The sequence below is a fragment of the Myceligenerans indicum genome, from assembly GCF_016742955.1.
GTDB classification, from domain to species: Bacteria; Actinomycetota; Actinomycetes; order Actinomycetales; family Cellulomonadaceae; genus Myceligenerans; species Myceligenerans indicum.
Genome location: NZ_JABBYC010000046.1, coordinates 17,260 through 36,947, shown reverse-complemented (window position 1 = coordinate 36,947; position 19,688 = coordinate 17,260). Strand labels below are relative to the sequence as shown.

Genomic DNA, 19,688 nt, shown 5'->3' with positions numbered 1-19,688 from the left:
CCTTATCGTCGGCAGCGTCAGATGTGTATAAGAGACAGTTTCCGTGGTGTGCCGTCCCTCGTCGAGCCCGGGCTCGATCCCGCGTGGATCGCGCGCACCGTCGCGGTCGCGCTCGACGAGGATCTCGGGCCTGCGCCCGGGCGCGACGTGACGACGCAGGCGACGATCCCGCGATCCGCCACCGGGGTCGCCGACCTCGTGGCGCGCGAGGCGGGGACCGTCGCCGGGCTCGTCGTCGTCCCTGAGGCGCTCCGCCAGGTCGCCGAACGTCTCGACCTCCGCGTCCCGGAGGTCGCGTTCGAGGCCCGGGACGGGGACGACGTCGCACCCGGCCAGGTCCTGGCCACTGTCGCCGGGCCGGCGCAGGTGCTCCTGATCGCCGAGCGCACCCTGCTGAACCTCGCCTCCCGCGCCTCCGGCGTGGCGACCGCCACCCGCGCCTTCGCCCGCGCCCTGGAGGGGACCGGAGCCACGGTGCTCGACACCCGCAAGACCACGCCAGGCCTGCGCGCCCTGCAGAAGTACGCCGTCCGGGCCGGCGGCGGCACCAACAAACGCATGGGCCTGTACGACGTCGCCATGGTCAAGGACAACCATGTCGTCGCCGCCGGATCCGTCGCGGACGCGGTGAAGGCCGTCCGTACGGTGTTCCCGGAGGTGCCCGTTCAGGTCGAGGCCGACACGACCGCACAGGCCATCGAGGCACTCAGCGCGGGGGCGGACTTCCTCCTGCTGGACAACATGCCGACGCAGGTGCTCGCGGAGACGGTGAAGGCGGTGCGCGCCCGCGAGGGGCGGGACGGCGTCCCGGCGCACGTCGAGCTCGAGGCCACGGGAAACCTGACGGTGGAGCGCGCCCGCGAGGTCGCGGGCACCGGCGTCGACCACCTGAGCGTGGGCGCTCTGACGCACAGCGCACCCATCCTGGATCTCGCGCTCGACCTGAGGGCCTGACCGGCGCCGGGTGGCGACGGGATCCCTGGCACCCCGGTCCCGTGGTGGCGGCCGCCACCGCGGAACCCGTCGTGAGGCCCGGTGCCGCGCCGATAGAATCTCAGCGTGACTTCCGAGACCACCGCGAGCAATCCCGCGCCCGAGACCGACGACCTGCCCGAGCAGACCCGTGTCCGGCGCGAGAAGCGGATGCGGATCCTCGCCCGCGGCGACGCCGCCTACCCGGTCAACGTCCCGGTCACGCACACCGTCAAGGAGATCCGGGACGGCTACGGCCACTTGGAGGCCGGCCAGGAGACCGACGACGTCGTGGGCGTCGCCGGGCGCGTCGTCTTCCTGCGCAACACCGGCAAGCTGTGCTTCGTCGCGCTCCAGGACGGTGAGGGCAACCGGCTGCAGGCCATGCTGAGCCAGAAGGTCGTGGGCGAGGAGAGCCTCGCGAACTTCAAGGCCGACGTCGACCTGGGTGACCACCTCTTCGTGCACGGCCGGGTGGGTGCCTCCAAGCGGGGCGAGCTGAGCGTCTTCGCCGACGAGTGGCGCATGGCGGCCAAGGCGCTGCGGCCCCTCCCGGTCCTGCACAAGGACCTGTCGGAGGAGGCTCGCGTCCGCCAGCGGTACGTGGATCTCATCGCCCGGCCCGCGGCACGTGACATGGTGCGACTGCGCGCCGGCGTGATGCGCTCGCTGCGGGAGAACTTCCACCGCCGGGGATTCCTGGAGGTGGAGACCCCGATGCTGCAGACCGTCGCGTCAGGCGCCTCGGCGCGTCCGTTCTCGACGCATATGAATGCCTATGACATGGAACTGTTCCTCCGGATCGCCCCGGAGCTGTTCCTGAAGAAGGCAATGGTCGGCGGAGTGGAGAAGGTCTTCGAGATCAATCGGAACTTCCGCAACGAGGGCGCGGACTCGTCGCACTCGCCGGAGTTCGCGATGATCGAGGCCTACGAGGCGTACGGCGATTACGACACGATCGGGGCCCTGACACAGGACCTCGTGCAGACGGCCGCGAGTGACGTGCTGGGAAGCACCATGGTCACGCTCGCGAACGGTGAGGAATATGACCTCGGCGGCGAGTGGGCACAGATCACGATGTACGGATCGCTGTCGGCGGCGGTCGGTGAGGAGATCACACCCGAGACCGGTGTTGAACACCTGACCAAGCTCGCGGACAAGGCGGAGATCTCTCTCGATCCCAAGAAGGTGAATCACGGCAAGCTCGTCGAGGCGCTCTGGGAGCACCACGTCGGGGACGAGCTGTATGCCCCGACGTTCGTGCGCGACTTCCCGGTGGAGACGTCGCCACTCACCCGGGAACACCGGAGTATTTCCGGTTCCGTCGAGAAGTGGGACCTGTATGTGCGTGGTTTCGAACTCGGTACCGGGTACTCCGAGCTCGTCGACCCGGTGATCCAGCGGGAGCGTTTCGAGCAGCAGGCACGGATGGCCGCCGTCGGGGACGAGGACGCGATGCCGGTCGACGAGGATTTCCTCACGGCCATGGAGATCGCCATGCCCCCGGCCGGCGGGATGGGGATGGGTGTCGACCGCCTGCTCATGGCGCTGACGGGTCTCGGTATTCGCGAGACCATCATGTTCCCTCTCGTCAAGCCGCAGGCCTGACCGACGCGATTGTGAGGATCCTGTGGTGAACACATTCGGTGCGGTGATCGCCGGCCTCGTGCCGTCGATCGGTGTAGGCGTTCTGTTCTGGTTCGCGATGCGAAAGATCATGCGCGCCGATCGCGACGAACGCCGTGCCCTTGAGCGCATGGAGGGTGGCACGTCGGCGGTGGCGGGGGATTCTACGGCGCCGCCCGCGGATTCCGCCTCCGACGACGTGGTGTCCAGCCAGAATCCCTGAGCCGGGAAGCGCGGCCGCAGGATTTCCGGATGCGATTCCCCGGCCCCTGCGCCGCCGGCGGCATCGTGGTGAAGCTTCTGTGTCTGCGAAATCGTGCCGGCGCCTCCTTTGTTTGACGTGTGATACATCCGTGCGGCATGATTTCGACAACACCCAGATGTTTTTGTTGAAATGAAAGGGCGTGCGGACAATGGTCCAGAGGGTTCAGCTGGTGCTCGAGGATGACATCGATGGCGGCGTCGCCGACGAGACGGTGAGTTTCGGCCTCGATGGAACCAGCTACGAGATCGATCTGAGCAAGGAGCACGCGGCTCAGCTGCGCGATGCATTCGGCCCGTGGGTCGGTGCGGCGCGCAAGGCGAAGTCGGCGCCGGCAGCGCGTTCCTCCCGGCGTTCGCGCAGCACGAACAACACGGCGGCGATCCGCGAGTGGGCGCGTTCGCAGGGTTACGAGGTGAGCGACCGCGGCCGTATCGCGGCGGAGATCGTCACCGCCTACGAGAAGGCCAACGCCTGAGAGGTCGCGTGAGCAGGTTTCGCGCGGTGCTCTGCCGTCCGGCACCGCTGTGCCTCCTGCCCAGGGACGAGCCCTAGGCTGGTCCCATGACTTCGGAGCAAGCCCCGGGAGCCCGCCCGCTGTGGATCGGCACCTACCCCCGTCCCGGTGCCGATCCGGGCAGCGGCGAGGGAGTTTTCCGGGTCGACGTCGACACGAGGACCGGCCTCCTGAGCGGTGAGAGGCGCGCGATCGCGCTTCCGTCCCCGTCCTTCGTCGCCGCGCACCCCTCCGGGCGGACGCTGTACGCCGTGGGTGAGACGGATCCCGGTTCGCTGGCCGTCCTCGGCGTGGTCGGCACCGACTCGCTCGTCGCACGCCGCACGGTCTCCTCGGGAGGGGCGGATCCCTGCCACGTCGCGGCCACCGCCGATCGGGTCTGGGTCGCCAACTACGCCGACGGCACCGTCTCCACCTGGCCCACCGACGACGACGGCCTGCTGGCCGCCGCTCCCGAGTCCTTCGGCCACCACGGCTCCGGTCCCGTCCTCGACCGCCAGCAGGGGCCGCACGCACACTTCGCCCACCCGGTCCGCGGCGACAGCGGCACCGCGCTCGTCACCGACCTCGGCACCGACGAACTGCGCTCCCACCGGGCAGCCCCCGCCGGCGGCGGAGGCTCCGAACTCGCCGCGACGCTGCCGCCGGGGACGGGCCCGCGTCACCTCGTGGAGCTTCCCGACGGCGCGCTGCTCGTTGCCGGTGAGCTCGACTGCCGCCTGCACCTCCTGGCCCCGGAGGTAGGCCCGCACGGTCTTCCCCGGTACCGGCACGCGGGCAGCTTCCCCGTCACCGACGCGACCTGGGGTGCGGACGACGGCCCGGGCTTCCCGTCGCACCTGACCCTCTCGCCCGACGGCCGGTACGTCCACGTCGGGGTGCGCGGCCCCGACGTCCTGGCCGTGCTGCGCGTCGAGCACGGCTTCGCCGGATGGACCGTCCGCCACGTCGGCGACGTGCCGCTCGGCGCCGGTGCCTGGCCCCGCCACCATGCCGTCGTCACGCCCGCCGCACCCGGCGGCCAGGACGACTCCTCGCCCGCGCACGACCTGATCGTGGTGGCCGCGCAGAACACGAGCGAACTGATCTCGGTGACCGTGGACCTGGCGTCCGGCGAGGGGGAGGTCGTGGCGCGGCGCCCGTTCCCGGTCCCGCCGGCCTGCGTGCTGGTGTCCTGATGCGCGTCGCGATGATCTCCGTGCACACCTCGCCGCTCGAGCAGCCGGGTGCGGGCGACGCGGGCGGCATGAACGTGTACGTGCTGGAACTGTCGAGGGCGCTGGCACGGCGCGGTGCCGAGGTCGAGATCTACACGCGGGCGACGTCGTCGGCGCAGCCCAAGGTCGTCGACGCCGAACCGGGGATCAAGGTGGTGCACATTCCCGCCGGACCCTTCGAAGGCCTGGACAAGAACGATCTGCCCGGTCAGCTCTGCGCTTTCGCGGCCGGTGTGCTCCGGGCCGAGGCGCACCGTCCGGTGGACTGGTACGACGTCGTCCACACCCACTACTGGCTGTCCGGACAGGTGGGCTGGCTCGCCACCGAGCGCTGGGACGTTCCCCTGGTGCACTCCATGCACACCATGGCCCGCGTCAAGAACGCGGCGCTCGCCCCCGGCGACACCCCGGAGCCGATGGGGCGTGTCGTGGGTGAGGAGCAGGTCGTCGCCGAGGCGGACGCGCTCGTGGCCAACACGGAGCAGGAGGCGGAGGACCTCGTGACCGAGTACGCCGCCGACCCGTCCCGCGTGCACGTGGTCCCGCCCGGTGTCGACACCCGGGTGTTCGCGCCGCTCGGGCCGGTGCCCGGCCGGACCGCAGTACGCGCCGCGAACGAGGACACCACCACGGGCGCGGACGTCACCGCAGCCACCGCGGCCGGCGACTGCCTCGAGACGGACTCCTCGACCGCCGAGGCCCGGCGTGCCCTGCGCGCCCGCCTCGGGCTGCCCTTGGACCGGCAGGTGGTGCTGTTCGCCGGCCGGATCCAGATCCTGAAGGGTCCGGACGTCCTGGTGCGCGCCCTGGGAGCCTGGCCGACGCCGACGCCGACGCCGACGCCGACGCCGACGGTGCCGGCGTCGACCGCCACGGCAGCGTCGAGGACCGGCACGGAGGCCCCGCCTCCGGCGACCGAGGGAAGCGGGGCGGCCGAGGACGGGCTCGCCCCGGACGGCGCACCGCGTCCGCTGCTGGTCGTCCTCGGCGGGTCGAGCGGCAAGGCCACGGCCGTGCGCGAGCTCCAGGCGCTCGCCTGGCAGGAGGGCGTGACCGACGACGTCCTGGTGCGGCCGCCGCTACCCCAGACGGAGCTCGTGGACTGGTTCCGTGCGGCGGACCTCGTGGCCGTTCCGTCGCACAACGAGTCGTTCGGGCTGGTGGCCGCGGAAGCGCTGGCCTCGGGCACGCCCGTGGTCGCCGCCGCCGTCGGCGGCCTGCGCACGGTGGTGGCCGACGGCGAGTCCGGGGTCCTCGTGCACGGCCACGACCCCGTCGCCTGGGCGCGGGCGCTGCACGACCTGCTCGCGGACGACCGCCGTCGTGCCCGGATGGCGTGCGCAGCGGCCGCCTCGGCAGCCCGATTCGGCTGGGACCACGCGGCCGAGGAGATGCTGGGCGTCTACGAGACGGCACGCAAGCACCACGCCGAGTCGGGCAGGATGGGGCCATGACCTACAAGCTCGTCCTGCTCCGCCACGGCGAGAGCGAGTGGAATGCCAAGAACCTGTTCACCGGCTGGGTGGACGTCGCCCTGTCCGAGAAGGGCACCGAGGAGGCCAAGCGCGGTGGTGCGCTGCTGGTCGAGGCGGACGTGAAGCCGGACGTCGTGCACACGTCGCTGCTCCGCCGCGCGATCATGACCGCGAACCTCGCGCTGGACGCCGCGGATCGCCACTGGATCCCGGTCAGGCGCAGCTGGCGGCTCAACGAGCGGCACTACGGCGCCCTGCAGGGCAAGAACAAGAAGGAGACCCTCGCGGAGTTCGGCGAGGAGCAGTTCATGACGTGGCGCCGGTCGTACGACGTGCCGCCGCCGGAGATCGAGCTGGGCTCCGAGTACAGCCAGGACGCCGACCCGCGCTACGAGAGTGCTCCCGTGGTGCGCACCGAGGCGCTGAAGAACGTGCTGGAGCGGGCGCTCCCGTACTGGGAGGACGCGATCGTCCCGGACCTGCGGGACGGGAAGACCGTTCTCGTGGCCGCGCACGGCAACTCGCTGCGCGCGCTGGTCAAGCACCTTGACGGAGTCTCGGACGAGGCGATCGCCGGCCTCAACATCCCCACGGGCATCCCGCTGGTCTACGAGCTGGACGAGTCGCTGAAGCCGGTCACCCCGGGCGGCACCTACCTCGACCCGGACGCCGCCAAGGACGCCATCGCGGCCGTCGCGAACCAGGGCCGCTGACAGGCGGCGCGGGGCGCGGGCCGAGGTAGAGGCTCGCCCCGGGCGCCCTGAGCGAGGGCCGTCACCGGAGCGGCAGCACCGGACCGGCTGTCCGGCATCCCGAGGACCGGGATCGCCGGGCAGCCGGTCCGGTGTCGCTCACCTGCGGGACGAGCCGGTCCGGCCGAGCGCCGTCACTCCAGGTGGTCCTCGGGGAAGTCGCCCGTGACCAGGAAGGAGACACGCTTGGCGATGGACACGCCGTGGTCGCCGAAGCGCTCGTAGTAGCGGCCCACCAGGGTGATGTCGACCGCCTCCTGGACCGTGCCTTCCCAGCTCTCGCCGAGCAGGGCGCTGAACGTCTCCTGGTGCAGTTCGTCCAGCAGGTCGTCGTCCCGCTCGATGGCCTGCGCGACCTCGAGGTCGTGCGTCTCCAGGAGACGGGTGGTCCGCTCGGCCACGCGCACCGCGGCCTGGTCCATACGAGCAAAGATGTCCGTTGCCCCGGGGACGATCGCCTTGGCGGGGTAGCGGCCCCGAGCCACCTGGGCCACATGACGGGCCAGGTCGCCCATGCGCTCCAGCGACGCACTCATGCGTAGGGCGCTGACGATGATGCGCAGGTCCGTCGCCACCGGCGCCTGCTGAGCCAGGATGTGCACGCAGCGCTCGTCGAGGGACGCCTCGAGCTGGTCGATGGTCTTGTCGGAGGCGATCACCTCCTGCGCAAGCTGCAGGTCGGCCTCCAGCAGAGCCTTGCCGGCCTTGCTGACCGCCGACTCGACGAGTCGGCTCATCTCGGCAAGGTCGTCGCCGACCTGTCGCAGCTCGGCCTCGAAGATCTGTCGCATTGCTTTCCTTCCACAGGAGTGCGCCGTGCATAGCGGGCTGGCCGTGTTGGCGCGACGCCGGCCGGCTCGTCCGGCGCGACGCCTAGCGTCGCACCCGAACGTAAACTCTCAGGTTAACGGCTTCCTGTCGCGGGATGAACTCCTGGTGACGTCAATCGGGCCAGTCGGCTGCCTGGCGGGTATCCGCGGCGGACCTGCCTAGGCTGGGTGCGTGGACGGATTCATCCAGGGGGTCCCGGTGCTCGGCGCCGGCATCGTCGGCGCGGTCGTCGGCGTCGTCGCCACGCTCGCGTTCCGCATCTCCGACCGGCGCCAGCACGGAGGGCCGGAGGCACCGGCCGCCGAGCTCGACGACGGGCTCGTTCGCGTGCTGTCCGTCCTGCGCTCCGCCGCGGTGGTCGTGGACGACGAGGACGAGGTGATCCGCGCCTCGCCTCCCGCGTACGCGCTGAACGTGGTGCGCAACGACGCGATCGCGCACGCGGCGATCCGGGACATGGTGGCGCAGGTGCGCCGCGACGGGATGATCCGCGAGCAGGAGCTCGAGCTGCCGCGCGGCCCGGTGGGGAGCGGCACCGTGCTGCTCCAGGTGCGTGTCGCCCCGCTGGGCAACCGCATGCTCGTGCTCGCCGAGGACCGCACCGAGGCGGCCCGCGTCGAGGCCATCCGCCGCGACTTCGTGGTCAACGTCTCGCACGAGCTCAAGACTCCCGTGGGCGCGCTCGCCCTGCTCGCCGAGACGGTGGCCGACGCCGCCGACGACCCGGTCGCCGTACGACGGTTCACCGAGCGCATGCACCGGGAGGCACAGCGTCTGTCCGAGCTCGTGCAGGAGATCATCGAGCTGTCACGGCTCCAGTCCCAGGGCGCGGCGCAGAAGGACACGCCGGTGTCGGTGCGGGCAGTCGTCGACGAGGCCGTCGACCGGGCCCGGACCGCCGCGCACGCCAAGAACATCGCCATCACCTCCGGCGGGGCGCTCGACAGCGTCGTGTACGGCGACCACAACCTCCTGGTCACCGCCGTGCGGAACCTGCTCGACAACGCCGTCGCCTATTCCGGCCCCGCCACCCGCGTCGGCGTGGGTGTGACGGAACGCCGCGGACTGGTGGAGATCGCCGTGGTGGACCAGGGCGTCGGGATCGACGAGAGCATGCAGGACCGCGTGTTCGAGCGCTTCTACCGGGTCGACCCGGCGCGCTCTCGCGACACCGGCGGCACGGGGCTCGGGCTGAGCATCGTCAAGCACGTCGCGGCCGACCACGGCGGCGACGTCACGATGTGGTCGGAGCCCGGACGCGGGTCGACGTTCACCCTGCGGATCCCGTCCGCCGGCGCGAACGCCGACGCACCGACGACCGAGCCGGGGGCGAGGCCCGCGGCCGGTGATGTGAGAGCCGGGACGGACCCGGCGGCGACGAACGAGGAGGTAGGCGCGTGACGCGCATCCTGGTGGTCGAGGACGAGGAGTCGTACCGCGACCCGTTGACCTACCAGCTCGCCCGCGAGGGCTTCGAGGTGGTCGAGGCGGCGGACGGAAACGACGCACTGGCCGCCTACGACGCCGACGGGGCCGACCTGGTGCTGCTCGACCTGATGCTCCCTGGCCTGTCCGGCACGGAGGTGTGCCGGGAGCTGCGCGCTCGCGGCGACGTGCCGGTCATCATGCTGACCGCGAAGGACTCCGAGATCGACAAGGTGGTCGGGCTGGAGCTCGGTGCCGACGACTACGTGACCAAGCCCTACTCGTTCCGCGAGCTGCTCGCGCGGATGCGGGCGGTGCTGCGCCGTCGTCAGCCCGTCGAGCAGACGGCGGACGACACGTCCGGCGTCCTGGCCGCGGGTCCGGTCACGATGGACGTCGAGCGGCACACGGTGACCGTGAACGGCGAGGCCGTCTCCCTGCCGCTCAAGGAGTTCGACCTGCTCGAACTGCTCCTGCGCAACGCGGGGCGGGTGCTCACGCGCGGACAGCTCATCGACCGCGTCTGGGGCGCCGACTACGTGGGCGACACCAAGACGCTGGACGTCCACGTGAAGCGCATCCGCTCGAAGATCGAACCCGACCCGGGCTCGCCGCGGTTCCTTCTCACGGTCCGCGGCCTGGGATACAAGCTCGCGGACACCGAGGAGTAGGCGACGCGCGCGGGCCGCGTGGTGAGCTGCGGCGACAGCGCACCGCGCGGCCTTGCCGACTCCGGCGGCGGACGTTCCCGGGGGCCGTGGCGGGAGTGTGCAGCGGATCACCGCCCGTGTTCACCTTGCGTTCGCATTCGCCTGTCCTGGTGGTCACCGGGCGTCCCTAGCGTCGTCGGACATGACCCTCCCCAGCAGCCGTTACATCGCGCCCGTCGTCGTGGGCGCCCTCGTCCTCCCGCTCGCCGGATGCGGCCAGCTCATCGGTAGCACCTACGTGCCGCCCGCCGCGGTCGAGGTAGCGGGATCGTTCGCGGGATCCGGTTCCTCCGCGCAGGAGAAAGCCATGGCGGCGTGGATCGAGGGGTATGCCGCAGAGCACCCGGACGTCGAGATCTCCTACGACGCCATCGGATCGGGAAGCGGCAGGGCGGAGTTCCTCGCCGGGAAGGTGGCCTTTGCCGGATCGGACGCCGTGCTGTCCCAGGACGAGCTCGCCGCCTCGGCCGAGGCGTGCGCGGGTGGCAACGGGATCGACCTGCCCGTGTACGTCAGCCCGATCTCCGTGGCCTTCAACCTCGAGGGCATCAAGAGCCTCAACCTCCGTGCGGAGGTCATCGCGAAGATCTTCTCCGGCGGGATCACCCGGTGGGACGACGCCGCGATCGCCGTCGACAACCCGGACGTCGACCTCCCCTCCATCCCCATCGTCCCGGTGCACCGCGCCGACGACTCCGGGACCACGGAGAACTTCACGGACTACCTGTCCCAGGTCACGCCGGAGCACTGGCCGCACGACGCGGACGGCGTCTGGCCCCTGGACGGCGGGCAGACGGGTGAGGGCACGGACGGCGTCACGGACTACGTCCGGCAGCACGAGGGAGCGGTCACGTACGCCGACGCGTCGCGGACGGCGGAGCTGGGCAACGCCGCCGTCCAGGTGGGCGAGGAGTTCGTCCCGTTCACGCCCGAGGCGGCCGCGTCGGCCCTCGACGTCTCGCGGATCGTCGAGGGGCGCACCAAGTACGACCTCGCCTACGAGATCGACCGCAAGACCCGGGAGAGCTACGCGTACCCGCTGGTTCTCGTGTCGTACGCGATCGTGTGCTCCCGGTACGCGGACAAGCCCACCGGGCGGTTCGTGAAGTCGTTCCTCACCTACGTCTCGTCGGCACAGGGGCAGCAGCGCGCCGCGGAGGCGGCAGGCAGCGCGCCGGTCTCCGGCTTCGTGCAGCGCAAGGTCGCGGAGGCGGCCAAGTCCATCTATCTCGGCTAGCTCCGGCAGTGTGTCGACGTGGTCGACGGGACGTGAGCCTGGCATGTCGGCGGGTTCGGGGTGCGTGGGGCGCACGTGAGCGGGTGATCAGGTGGATGAAATCCGTAGTCGATCATGGTCCGGCCGTTGTCGGGAGGTGGCAACACGAGTGGCCGACTTCACGTACGTCTCCCGCGACTGTTCATCTTCCGTTCATTCTCTCCTGGGCGTCAGGTCATCCCGCCTCCCTAGCGTCGCAGTCGACGTCAGCGGTTGCCGGCGTCCGACCCAGACTTTTTGAAGAGGATGGAAAGACACGTGAAGCTCAGCCGATTTACCCGTGCTGGTTCCTCCGCCGCCATGGTCGGCGCGCTCGCGCTGACCCTCGCCGCATGCGCCCCGGCGAACGAGAGCACCGGCGACGCCACCGGTGACGAGACCACGGATGGCGGCATGTCTCTCTCCGGTGAGCTCAGCGGCGGCGGCGCCTCGACGCAGGAGGTCGCGATGGAGGCATGGCGCGCGACCTTCCAGAGCGAGAACCCGGACGCCACGGTCAACTACGACCCGATCGGCTCGGGCGGTGGCCGCGAGAACTTCACCTCCGGTGCCTTCCCGTTCGCCGGTTCCGACGCCGCGCTCGACGACGACGAGATGGCCGCCGCGGAGGCGATCTGCGGCGAGGGCTCGGTGCTCGAGTACCCGGCGTACATCAGCCCCATCGCCGTCGCCTTCAACCTGGAGGGCGTCGACGAGCTCAACCTGTCCCCGGAGACGATCGCGAAGGTCTTCAAGGGCGACATCACCAAGTGGAACGACAAGGCGATCGCTGCCGACAACGAGGGTGTCGACCTCCCCGACACGGACATCACCGTGGTGCACCGGTCCGACGACTCGGGAACCACCGAAAACTTCACCTCGTACCTGAACACCGTGGTCCCGGACGTGTGGGACTTCGAGGTCGAGGGCGTGTGGCCGGTCGAGGGCCAGGAGTCGGCCCAGGGCACCTCCGGCGTCGTGAACGCCGCTGAGGCCGGTGACGGGACCATCACCTACGCGGACGCCTCCCAGGTCGCCGGCCTCGGTACGATTGCCGTCGGTGTGGGCGACGACTTCGTCCCGTACAGCGCCGAGGCGGCCGCCGCGGTCGTGGAGCAGTCCCCGCGCGTCGAGGGCACGGCGGACACCGTGTTCGTGTACGACCTGCAGCGTGACCTCGCCGGCACCTACCCCATCGTGCTGGTCTCGTACCAGATGGCCTGCGCCACCTACGAGGACGAGGCCACCGCCGCGCTGGTCAAGGGCTTCCTCGGCCACGTGATGAGCGAGGAGGGGCAGCAGGAGGCGTCCGACCAGGCCGGCTCCGCGCCGATCTCGTCCGCGCTGATCGGCGAGATCGCCCCCGAGATCGAGGCGATCACCGCCGGCTGACGCGCGGCGAGCCGAGACTCATCACCGGCGCCGGTGGCCGGTCCAGGCCGACTTGAGGGGGCCTGGACAGGCTACCGGCGTCGTTCGTGAATACTTGACCCCGACCAGATCAGTCTCCTGAGGAGCAGAAGTGACTATCACGGACAGCCCGCCGTCCGGTGAGGCGCCCCCTGGGCCACGAGGCCGCGTGGTCCGGCGCCGTGCGAGCGGCGACACGGAGCGCGGTTTCAGCCGGATCTTCCGATGGATCGCGACCGGCGCGGGTGCGCTCATCCTGGCCGTGCTCGCCGCGGTCGCCCTGTTCCTGATCGCGCGCGGCTGGCCGGCGATCACGGCGACTCCGGCCGAACTCGCCGACTCGGTCCCGCGCTACCCGGATGACACGTCCCTGGTCGCCTACGTGGGGCCGCTGGTCTTCGGCACGCTGCTCGCCGCGGTGCTCGCCCTCCTGCTCGCCACCCCGGTGGGGATGGGCATCGCGCTGTTCATCTCCCACTACGCGCCGCGCCGGCTCGCGCAGGGCCTGGGCTACCTGGTCGACCTGCTGGCCGCCATCCCCTCGGTCATCTACGGCCTGTGGGGCTTCCTGGTGCTCGCTCCGGTCCTCAAGCCGGTGTGGTTCTGGCTCGGCGAGAACGCCTCCTGGTTCCCGCTCTTCGCCGGGAAGGTGTCGGCGACCGGCAAGTCCATCGCCACCGTCGCCGTCGTCCTCGCCGTCATGGTTCTGCCGATCATCACCGCGGTCTCCCGCGAGGTCTTCCTGCAGACGCCGAAGCTGCACGAGGAGGCGGCACTCGCTCTCGGCGCCACGCGCTGGGAGATGGTGCGCACCGCGGTGCTCCCGTTCGGCAGGTCCGGTGTGATCTCTGCCGCGATGCTCGGTCTGGGACGTGCGCTCGGTGAGACCATGGCGGTGCTGATGATCCTGTCGCCGGGCTTCACCTACTCCCTGCACCTGCTGGAGGCCGGCAACCACCAGACCATCGCCGCCTACATCGCCAACGACTTCCCCGAGGCATCGGGGCTCGCGGTGAACACGCTCATCGCGACCGGTCTGGCGCTCTTCGTGATCACGCTGGCGGTCAACATGCTCGCGCGGTGGATCGTCGCACGCCGCAAGGAATTCTCGGGAGCGAACTGATGAACACGACGATCTCCGCCGCGGAGGCGATGCAGCAGACCAAGGAGATGCTGACCGCCTCCGGACAGCGCCGCAAGAACGTGGATCGGATGATGACCGTCGTCATCTGGTTCTGCTTCGCCCTCGCGCTGGCCCCGCTCGTCTCGCTCCTGTGGACGGTGCTCGGCAACGGTATCGGGCGCATGAGCATCGACTTCCTCACGCTGTCCATGCGGAACGTGTTCCCCGGTGACCCGGGCGGCGGCATCTATCACGCCATCGTGGGCACGCTGATCATCACCGGGTTCGCGGCACTCATCTCCGTGCCGGTCGGTGTGCTGACCGCGATCTATCTCGTGGAGTACGGGCGCGGTCCGCTCGCCCGCGCGGTGACGTTCTTCGTCGACGTCATGACCGGTATTCCGTCGATCGTCGCGGGACTGTTCGTCGTCGCGCTGTTCACACTGATCCTCGGTCCGGGCGCACGCATCGGCGTGATGGGTGCGGTGGCACTCTCCGTCCTGATGATCCCGGTGGTCGTGCGGTCGAGCGAGGAGATGCTCAAGCTCGTCCCCAACGAGCTGCGCGAGGCGTCCTACGCGCTCGGCGTGCCCAAGTGGCTCACCATCCTCCGCGTGGTGCTGCGCACCTCGGTCGCGGGGCTGACCACGGGTGTGCTGCTCGCGGTGGCCCGGGTGATCGGTGAGACGGCGCCGCTGCTGATCGCCGTGGGCGTCACCGACTCGTTCAACGTCAACCCGTTCGACGGCAGGATGATGACGCTCCCGGTGTTCGCCTACCGTGAGTACAGCCAGGGCAACGCACCGTGCCGCGAGGGGGATCTGGGCTGCGTCACGGACATCGCCTTCCAGAACGCCTGGGGCGCCGCTCTCACCCTGATCGCGATCGTTATGCTCCTCAACATCGTCGGGCGCCTCGTCAACCGGTGGTTCGCCCCCAAGCTGCGCTGACGCGCAGGTCCCCGCACTCAGCGCACACAGAAGGAACTCACCCATGTCAAAGCGCATCGACGCCAAGGACGTCAACATCTACTACGGAGACTTCCGAGCGGTCGAGAGCGTCTCGATGACCATCGAGCCTCGTTCCGTGACGGCCTTCATCGGCCCGTCGGGATGTGGCAAGACGACATTCCTGCGCACGCTCAACCGCATGCACGAGGTCGTCCCCGGCGCCCACGTAGAGGGCAAGGTCGAGCTCGAGGGCGTCGATCTCTACGGTCCGGACGTCGACCCGGTGGCGGTGCGCCGCACCATCGGCATGGTTTTCCAGCGGCCCAACCCGTTCCCCACGATGTCGATCCGGGACAACGTCCTGGCCGGCGTCAAGCTGAACAATCGCCGGATCAGCAAGTCCGACGCCGACGAGCTCGTGGAATCCTCCCTGCGGGGTGCCAACCTCTGGAGCGAGGTCAAGGACCGCCTGGACAAGCCCGGCTCCGGGCTCTCGGGCGGCCAGCAGCAGCGGCTGTGCATCGCCCGCACCATCGCGGTGAGGCCCGAGGTCGTCCTCATGGACGAGCCGTGCTCCGCACTGGACCCGATCTCCACGCTCGCGATCGAGGACCTGATCCAGGAGCTGAAGAAGGACTACACGATCGTCATCGTCACGCACAACATGCAGCAGGCTGCCCGCGTGAGCGACAGGACGGCGTTCTTCAACATCGCCGGCACCGGCAAGCCGGGCAAGCTCATCGAGATGGACGACACCGCGACCATCTTCTCGTCGCCCCGGGAGAAGGACACGGAGGACTACGTGTCCGGCCGCTTCGGCTGATCATTCCCGACGACGCATGAACGCCGAGGGGGCTCGGCGGGCTCGAGGCCAGTTGGCCGAGCCCGCCGAGCCCCCTCGGCGTGTTCTCCGGTCGTCAGCGGGCGACGCCCTTCAGGGTCTCGGTGACCGGCTGCTCCGACTCCAGGACGCACTGGATGGTCCGGTCGTCCTGCCGCCAGCTCTCCTTGGTCGGGTAGAAGGACCAGAAGTACAGCTCGGACTCCGAGTAGGGCGTGCCCACGAACGTCTCGAACTCGTTCTCGCAGAACGTGTCCGCTTCGTTCGTGACGTCCTCCTCGCCCGGGTAGGTGCCGTTGGCGAGGTCCTTCTCGGCGTAGATCTCGCCGGTGTGCTCCTCGTCGCAGGGCATGACGGGCAGGTCGGTGAACGTGGCCTGGTTCTCGAGCTCGGCGATGTCGAGGCAGTCCCCGATCTCCACGGCCATGGCGTCGGCGTCGGACGCTTCGGTGATGTTGCCGTTCTCATCGCGGGGAGCCTCGTTGGAACTCCCCTCCAGGAATCCGTCGATCGCCGAGCATCCTGAGAAGACGCCGGCGGCCAGGACGGCGCCGACGACGGTGGCCGCGGCGCGAGCGCGGCGGGTGGAGGGGAGGTTGGTGCGCTGAAGCAAACTTCGAGCCCTTCAGGGAAAGAGATCATCCCGCGTGGTCGGGAGGGAAAACCTGGACGGATCGCCCACCAAGACCCTAGCGGCCGGAGTTGTCCGGAGCGAAGGAAATCGGCGAGATCGCTCCAACAGCAGGGGAATCCCGCGAAGCCTCTCAGGCCTCCGGCGTGGCCGATGCGTCCGGTGCCACGGACATGTCCGGCGTGGCCGACTCCGACGGCATCGGGCTCGGCACGTAGGGCGCGTACTCGGAGAGCTCACCGCTGAGCACCGGCAGGTCGAAGTCCTGCACCATGCCGCCCGCCTCGAGAGTCGCGGGGAGGCTGGCGCCAGGTGCGGCGGGCACGACGTCGAACAGGACGGGCTCGCCGGACTCACCGCCGAGGTAGAGGGTCTCACCGGCGGCGACCTCGAAGGTGACCGGGGTGACACCCTCCGGGGCGAGGGTGAACGTCGCGTCGGCCTGGGTGTCGTTGGCCAGCGCGCCGAGCAGGCTGCCGGCCGCGCCTTCCTCCTGGGAGACGACCATGAGGTTGATCCCCCGCAGGTCGGTGAACTCCTTGTCGTTCTCGGCACCCACGGACACCGTGACACCGTCGGACGGCGAGTAGTTGATCGCGGTGGTGGTGGGGGCGCATGCCGACAGGAGGGCGGCACCCGCCGCGGTGACGGCCGCGACCGCGACGGTGCGGGCGCGTCGGAGGGCGGTGGTGCGACGGGACACGGTCTACTCCCTGGAGGTCAAGGCTGTGGATCAGCCAACATCCTAGTGGTCCGCGACCGCGACGGTGCGTCGTGCGGCGCCCCGCGGGTGAGTTGAACAGTGGTGTGTGTCACCGGTGCCGCCGCCGGAGGCTCGCCCCGAGGCGGCATGTGGAGAGAATTGGGCAGACGTCATTCTGTACGAATCAAAAATTGGGTCAAGAGTGTGTGATCAGATCGATGCGACCGGGCGTGTCCACGGTTGCCGGTGTGCACCAATACGTCCAAGAAGTCGCCGCTGACCTGCAGGAATACCAATGTCAGCACGGCTTCCGAACTTGGCGTGGTCAAGAAAACCGAGGGCCGTCACGTGGTAACCTTGTGTCCTGGAAAGGGGACATCTGCAGATGACGTTCACAGTAGGCGAGACTGTTGTCTACCCGCACCACGGCGCGGCGCTGATCGAGGAGGTCAAGACCCGCAAGATCCGGGGCGAGGAGAAGATGTACCTCAAGCTCAAGGTTGCTCAGGGTGACCTGACGATCGAGGTTCCGGCGGAGAACGTCGACCTCGTCGGGGTGCGCGACGTCGTCGGCCAGGAGGGCCTCGAGCGTGTCTTCGAGGTGCTGCGCGCGCCGTACACGGAAGAGCCCACCAACTGGTCGCGCCGCTACAAGGCGAACCTCGAGAAGCTGGCTTCCGGTGACGTGATCAAGGTTGCCGAGGTCGTCCGGGACCTCTCCCGTCGCGATGCCGACCGTGGCCTGTCCGCCGGTGAGAAGCGCATGCTGGCCAAGGCTCGGCAGATCCTGATCTCCGAGCTCGCGCTCGCGGAGAAGACCGAGGAGGAGAAGGCCGAAGCCATCCTCGACGAGGTCCTAGCCGGCTGATCACCTTTGTGACCCCCCACGGGCGGGTCCGGACATGACGACGCTCGCGATCCTCACCGCCGCCGGATCGGGGGCACGTCTGGGGCGTGACTTGCCCAAGGCACTCGTCGATCTCGGTGGCTTCCCACTCGTTCTCCATGCGGCACGCAGGCTGGCCGGATCGGGCGTGGTCGATGCTCTCATCGTCACCGCACCCGGCGGACTCCGGGACGTCGTGGCCGAACTTCTCACCGCCGATGCATATGTGACCGTTCCCGTCACCGTGGTCGACGGTGGCCCGACGCGCCAGGCGTCCGTAGCCGCGGGCCTTGCCGCGGCAGGCGCGGGACATGACGTCGTTCTCGTGCACGACGCCGCCCGCCCGCTTGTTCCCGAGGATCTCGTCAGGCGGGTCGTGGCCGCCGTTCGGGCCGGCCACGATGCCGTCGTACCCGGACTCCCCGTCACCGACACCGTCAAACAGGTGGTACCCGGCGATGGTGCCGAGCTCGTCCTGGGGACCCCGGACCGTGCAGTGCTGCGCGCGGTGCAGACGCCGCAAGGCTTCACCCGGGAACTCCTGGAACGCGCCCACAAGGCCGGCGAGGGCCGCTCTGGCTCGGAGCTGGCAGCCGCCACGGATGACGCCGGACTCGTCGAGGCGCTGGGCGAGCCCGTTCACATCGTGCGAGGCGATGCGGCCGCCGCCAAGATCACCACGGAGCGCGACCTGCGCGTCGCAGCCCTTGAGCTGGAGGACTGAGTGGGAGGATCAAGCGTGAACGGCGCACCCGCAGCTTCGTACCCCGTGCCGCGCATCGGTATCGGGACGGACGTGCACGCCTTCGCCCCCGAGGGCTCCGACCGCGAGCTGTGGCTCGGCGGCCTGCACTGGCCCGGTGAACGAGGCCTGGCCGGGCACTCCGATGCCGACGTCGCCGCGCACGCCGCAGCCGATGCGCTCTTCGCCGCGGCCGGGATCGGTGATCTCGGGACGAACTTCGGCACCTCCGAGCCCGAGTGGTCCGGGGCGTCCGGGACGAGGCTTCTGACCGAGGCCGCTCGGCGAGTTCGCGCCGCAGGGTTCACCATTGGGAATGTGTCTGTTCAAGTGATCGGGAACCGCCCCAGGATCGGTCCGCACCGTGCCGCGGCCGCGGCCGCGCTCGGCGCCGCTGCGGGCGCCTCCGTCAACGTTTCCGCGACCACGACCGACGGGCTGGGGCTCACTGGGCGTGGCGAGGGCGTCGCGGCGATCGCCACCGCGCTGGTGTTCCCCGCACTGGTCGTACCCGCCGAGCCGGCCACGCCTGCCGGGTCCGGTGGCGAGGCATCGGGCGTGGAGAGGCCGGGCGGAGCTGTCTCATGACGGAGGTCCGAGCGAGTAGACGCAAGACGCTCGAGGAGCGTCGCCAGGAGATCGTCGAGGCCGGGTTGCGGGTCGCCCTCCGGGAGGGGGTGGAAGCGGTGTCGGTGCGTGCCGTGGCCCAGGAGGCTGAGATCTCGCTGGGCACCGTGCACTACTGCTTCGAGGACAAGGCGGAGATGCTGCGCGCGATGGGGCGCGCCATCGCCTTGACGGCCTCGGAACCGGCCCTCGCAGCGCTTGACCAGGGGCACGACCCGGAGGCGCTCGTCGAGGCGTCTGCGAAGTCGCTGCTCGACGGCCTGAAGCAGAACCAGCACATGCGGCTCCTGACGTTCGAGTTCGCTCTGGCCGGGGTGCGCTCCCGCGTCCTGCGGGAGGTTGCTCAGGCGCATCTGGACCAGAGCTACCGGTTCACCCGTGAGTACCTGAACAAGCTCGCCGACCGCGGCGCGTCCCGCTTCTCGGTGGACATCGACTTCCTGGCGCGCTTCGTCGCCCAGCAGATCGACGGGATCGAGATCGGCTGGCTCGTGGACCGGGACGACGACGCCGCGCAGAAGGCCTTCGACGAGCTGGCCCGTCTGGTGCTCAACTACATGAAGCCAGCCTTCGACCGCGAGTGAGGGTGCCGTTGACCGTTGACCGTTGACCGTTGACCGCCTGCCCTCGGCCGGTGGGCGCGGGCCGGTGGTCGTCGTGGCCCGGGCCGGGGCTGGGGCCGGGAAGAGCCTCGGCGACGAACTCGCCCTTGACCCCTGTTCGTGGCGACCAG

At 69.9% G+C, this 19,688-nt stretch carries 21 protein-coding genes; 18 read left to right on the top strand and 3 right to left on the bottom strand.

The window, feature by feature from the left end:
* Positions 1-21 precede the first annotated feature (21 nt).
* The 7 genes from nadC (at position 22) to HGK34_RS18135 (ending at position 6,782) form a co-directional block, all read left to right on the top strand.
* Entirely contained in the window at positions 22-954 is a 933-nt protein-coding gene (gene nadC, locus HGK34_RS18165; RefSeq protein WP_201850007.1) for a carboxylating nicotinate-nucleotide diphosphorylase, read from the top strand.
* A 105-nt stretch (positions 955-1,059) separates the two neighbouring features.
* Entirely contained in the window at positions 1,060-2,580 is a 1,521-nt protein-coding gene (gene lysS / locus HGK34_RS18160) for a lysine--tRNA ligase (RefSeq protein WP_201850000.1), read from the top strand.
* 25 nt (positions 2,581-2,605) lie between these two features.
* On the top strand, positions 2,606-2,821 hold the full coding sequence (locus tag HGK34_RS18155; RefSeq protein WP_201850009.1) for a hypothetical protein: 216 nt from the start codon (positions 2,606-2,608) through the stop codon (positions 2,819-2,821).
* 190 nt (positions 2,822-3,011) lie between these two features.
* Positions 3,012-3,338 carry a histone-like nucleoid-structuring protein Lsr2 gene (locus tag HGK34_RS18150; RefSeq protein ID WP_201849999.1) on the top strand — a complete coding sequence of 109 codons (327 nt, stop codon included), beginning with the start codon at positions 3,012-3,014 and terminating at the stop codon, positions 3,336-3,338.
* 86 nt (positions 3,339-3,424) lie between these two features.
* Positions 3,425-4,555: a lactonase family protein gene (locus HGK34_RS18145; RefSeq protein WP_201849998.1), complete on the top strand. Its 1,131-nt coding sequence runs from the start codon at positions 3,425-3,427 to the stop codon at positions 4,553-4,555.
* Entirely contained in the window at positions 4,555-6,048 is a 1,494-nt protein-coding gene (locus tag HGK34_RS18140) for a glycosyltransferase (protein WP_201849997.1), read from the top strand. Before HGK34_RS18145 ends, HGK34_RS18140 begins: the two co-directional genes overlap by 1 nt.
* Positions 6,045-6,782, top strand: a complete 738-nt coding sequence (locus HGK34_RS18135) for a phosphoglyceromutase (RefSeq protein WP_201849996.1) — start codon at positions 6,045-6,047, stop codon at positions 6,780-6,782. The genes HGK34_RS18140 and HGK34_RS18135 overlap by 4 nt, the downstream gene beginning before the upstream one ends.
* Before the next feature lie 173 nt (positions 6,783-6,955).
* Here HGK34_RS18135 and phoU read toward each other — a convergent pair whose 3' ends face one another.
* Complete coding sequence (gene phoU / locus HGK34_RS18130; protein WP_201849995.1) at positions 6,956-7,612, bottom strand: phosphate signaling complex protein PhoU; 657 nt, start codon at positions 7,610-7,612, stop codon at positions 6,956-6,958.
* Between the two features lie 211 nt (positions 7,613-7,823).
* On the opposite strand from phoU, the gene HGK34_RS18125 reads away from it, so the two are divergent.
* The 7 genes from HGK34_RS18125 to pstB all read left to right on the top strand — a co-directional run bounded on the left by HGK34_RS18125 (position 7,824) and on the right by pstB (position 15,348).
* Entirely contained in the window at positions 7,824-9,053 is a 1,230-nt protein-coding gene (locus tag HGK34_RS18125) for a sensor histidine kinase (protein WP_201849994.1), read from the top strand.
* Positions 9,050-9,748 (top strand): response regulator, encoded by a 699-nt coding sequence (locus HGK34_RS18120; protein ID WP_201849992.1) that lies wholly within the window; start codon positions 9,050-9,052, stop codon positions 9,746-9,748. The genes HGK34_RS18125 and HGK34_RS18120 overlap by 4 nt, the downstream gene beginning before the upstream one ends.
* A 181-nt stretch (positions 9,749-9,929) precedes the next feature.
* On the top strand, positions 9,930-11,024 hold the full coding sequence (pstS, locus tag HGK34_RS18115) for a phosphate ABC transporter substrate-binding protein PstS (protein ID WP_201849991.1): 1,095 nt from the start codon (positions 9,930-9,932) through the stop codon (positions 11,022-11,024).
* 297 nt (positions 11,025-11,321) lie between these two features.
* Positions 11,322-12,434: a phosphate ABC transporter substrate-binding protein PstS gene (locus tag HGK34_RS18110; RefSeq protein ID WP_307816073.1), complete on the top strand. Its 1,113-nt coding sequence runs from the start codon at positions 11,322-11,324 to the stop codon at positions 12,432-12,434.
* Between the two features lie 130 nt (positions 12,435-12,564).
* Positions 12,565-13,575, top strand: a complete 1,011-nt coding sequence (gene pstC, locus HGK34_RS18105; RefSeq protein WP_201849989.1) for a phosphate ABC transporter permease subunit PstC — start codon at positions 12,565-12,567, stop codon at positions 13,573-13,575.
* Entirely contained in the window at positions 13,575-14,525 is a 951-nt protein-coding gene (gene pstA / locus HGK34_RS18100) for a phosphate ABC transporter permease PstA (protein ID WP_201849988.1), read from the top strand. Before pstC ends, pstA begins: the two co-directional genes overlap by 1 nt.
* 43 nt (positions 14,526-14,568) lie before the next feature.
* Positions 14,569-15,348 (top strand): phosphate ABC transporter ATP-binding protein PstB, encoded by a 780-nt coding sequence (gene pstB, locus HGK34_RS18095; protein WP_201849987.1) that lies wholly within the window; start codon positions 14,569-14,571, stop codon positions 15,346-15,348.
* A 94-nt stretch (positions 15,349-15,442) separates the two neighbouring features.
* On the opposite strand, the gene HGK34_RS18090 is transcribed toward pstB, so the two are convergent.
* Both HGK34_RS18090 and HGK34_RS18085 read right to left on the bottom strand, forming a co-directional pair.
* The gene (locus tag HGK34_RS18090) at positions 15,443-15,979 is read right to left on the bottom strand and encodes a septum formation family protein (protein WP_201849985.1); all 537 of its coding nucleotides are present in this window, start codon (positions 15,977-15,979) and stop codon (positions 15,443-15,445) included.
* 151 nt (positions 15,980-16,130) lie between these two features.
* A complete protein-coding gene (locus HGK34_RS18085) occupies positions 16,131-16,700 on the bottom strand; it encodes a hypothetical protein (RefSeq protein WP_201849983.1) in 570 nt (189 codons plus the stop codon).
* 385 nt (positions 16,701-17,085) lie between these two features.
* Here HGK34_RS18085 and HGK34_RS18080 point away from each other — a divergent pair, with 385 nt between their 5' ends.
* The 4 genes from HGK34_RS18080 to HGK34_RS18065 are packed head-to-tail and all read left to right on the top strand — an operon-like array spanning position 17,086 to position 19,539.
* Entirely contained in the window at positions 17,086-17,568 is a 483-nt protein-coding gene (locus tag HGK34_RS18080) for a CarD family transcriptional regulator (protein ID WP_192861750.1), read from the top strand.
* 34 nt (positions 17,569-17,602) lie between these two features.
* On the top strand, positions 17,603-18,310 hold the full coding sequence (ispD, locus tag HGK34_RS18075) for a 2-C-methyl-D-erythritol 4-phosphate cytidylyltransferase (protein WP_201849981.1): 708 nt from the start codon (positions 17,603-17,605) through the stop codon (positions 18,308-18,310).
* Positions 18,311-18,325: 15 nt separating this feature from the next.
* Entirely contained in the window at positions 18,326-18,916 is a 591-nt protein-coding gene (ispF, locus tag HGK34_RS18070) for a 2-C-methyl-D-erythritol 2,4-cyclodiphosphate synthase (RefSeq protein WP_201849979.1), read from the top strand.
* A complete protein-coding gene (locus HGK34_RS18065; protein ID WP_201849977.1) occupies positions 18,913-19,539 on the top strand; it encodes a TetR/AcrR family transcriptional regulator in 627 nt (208 codons plus the stop codon). Before ispF ends, HGK34_RS18065 begins: the two co-directional genes overlap by 4 nt.
* Positions 19,540-19,688: the final 149 nt, after the last annotated feature.

Coding starts and splice junctions, on each gene's coding strand:
- nadC (WP_201850007.1), top strand. CDS start 22: ATGTGTATAAGAGACAGTTTCCGTGGTGTGCCGTCCCTCGTCGAGCCC.
- HGK34_RS18150 (WP_201849999.1), top strand. CDS start 3,012: ATGGTCCAGAGGGTTCAGCTGGTGCTCGAGGATGACATCGATGGCGGC.
- HGK34_RS18145 (WP_201849998.1), top strand. CDS start 3,425: ATGACTTCGGAGCAAGCCCCGGGAGCCCGCCCGCTGTGGATCGGCACC.
- HGK34_RS18140 (WP_201849997.1), top strand. CDS start 4,555: ATGCGCGTCGCGATGATCTCCGTGCACACCTCGCCGCTCGAGCAGCCG.
- HGK34_RS18135 (WP_201849996.1), top strand. CDS start 6,045: ATGACCTACAAGCTCGTCCTGCTCCGCCACGGCGAGAGCGAGTGGAAT.
- phoU (WP_201849995.1), bottom strand. CDS start 7,612: ATGCGACAGATCTTCGAGGCCGAGCTGCGACAGGTCGGCGACGACCTT.
- pstS (WP_201849991.1), top strand. CDS start 9,930: ATGACCCTCCCCAGCAGCCGTTACATCGCGCCCGTCGTCGTGGGCGCC.
- pstA (WP_201849988.1), top strand. CDS start 13,575: ATGAACACGACGATCTCCGCCGCGGAGGCGATGCAGCAGACCAAGGAG.
- pstB (WP_201849987.1), top strand. CDS start 14,569: ATGTCAAAGCGCATCGACGCCAAGGACGTCAACATCTACTACGGAGAC.
- HGK34_RS18080 (WP_192861750.1), top strand. CDS start 17,086: ATGACGTTCACAGTAGGCGAGACTGTTGTCTACCCGCACCACGGCGCG.
- ispD (WP_201849981.1), top strand. CDS start 17,603: ATGACGACGCTCGCGATCCTCACCGCCGCCGGATCGGGGGCACGTCTG.
- HGK34_RS18065 (WP_201849977.1), top strand. CDS start 18,913: ATGACGGAGGTCCGAGCGAGTAGACGCAAGACGCTCGAGGAGCGTCGC.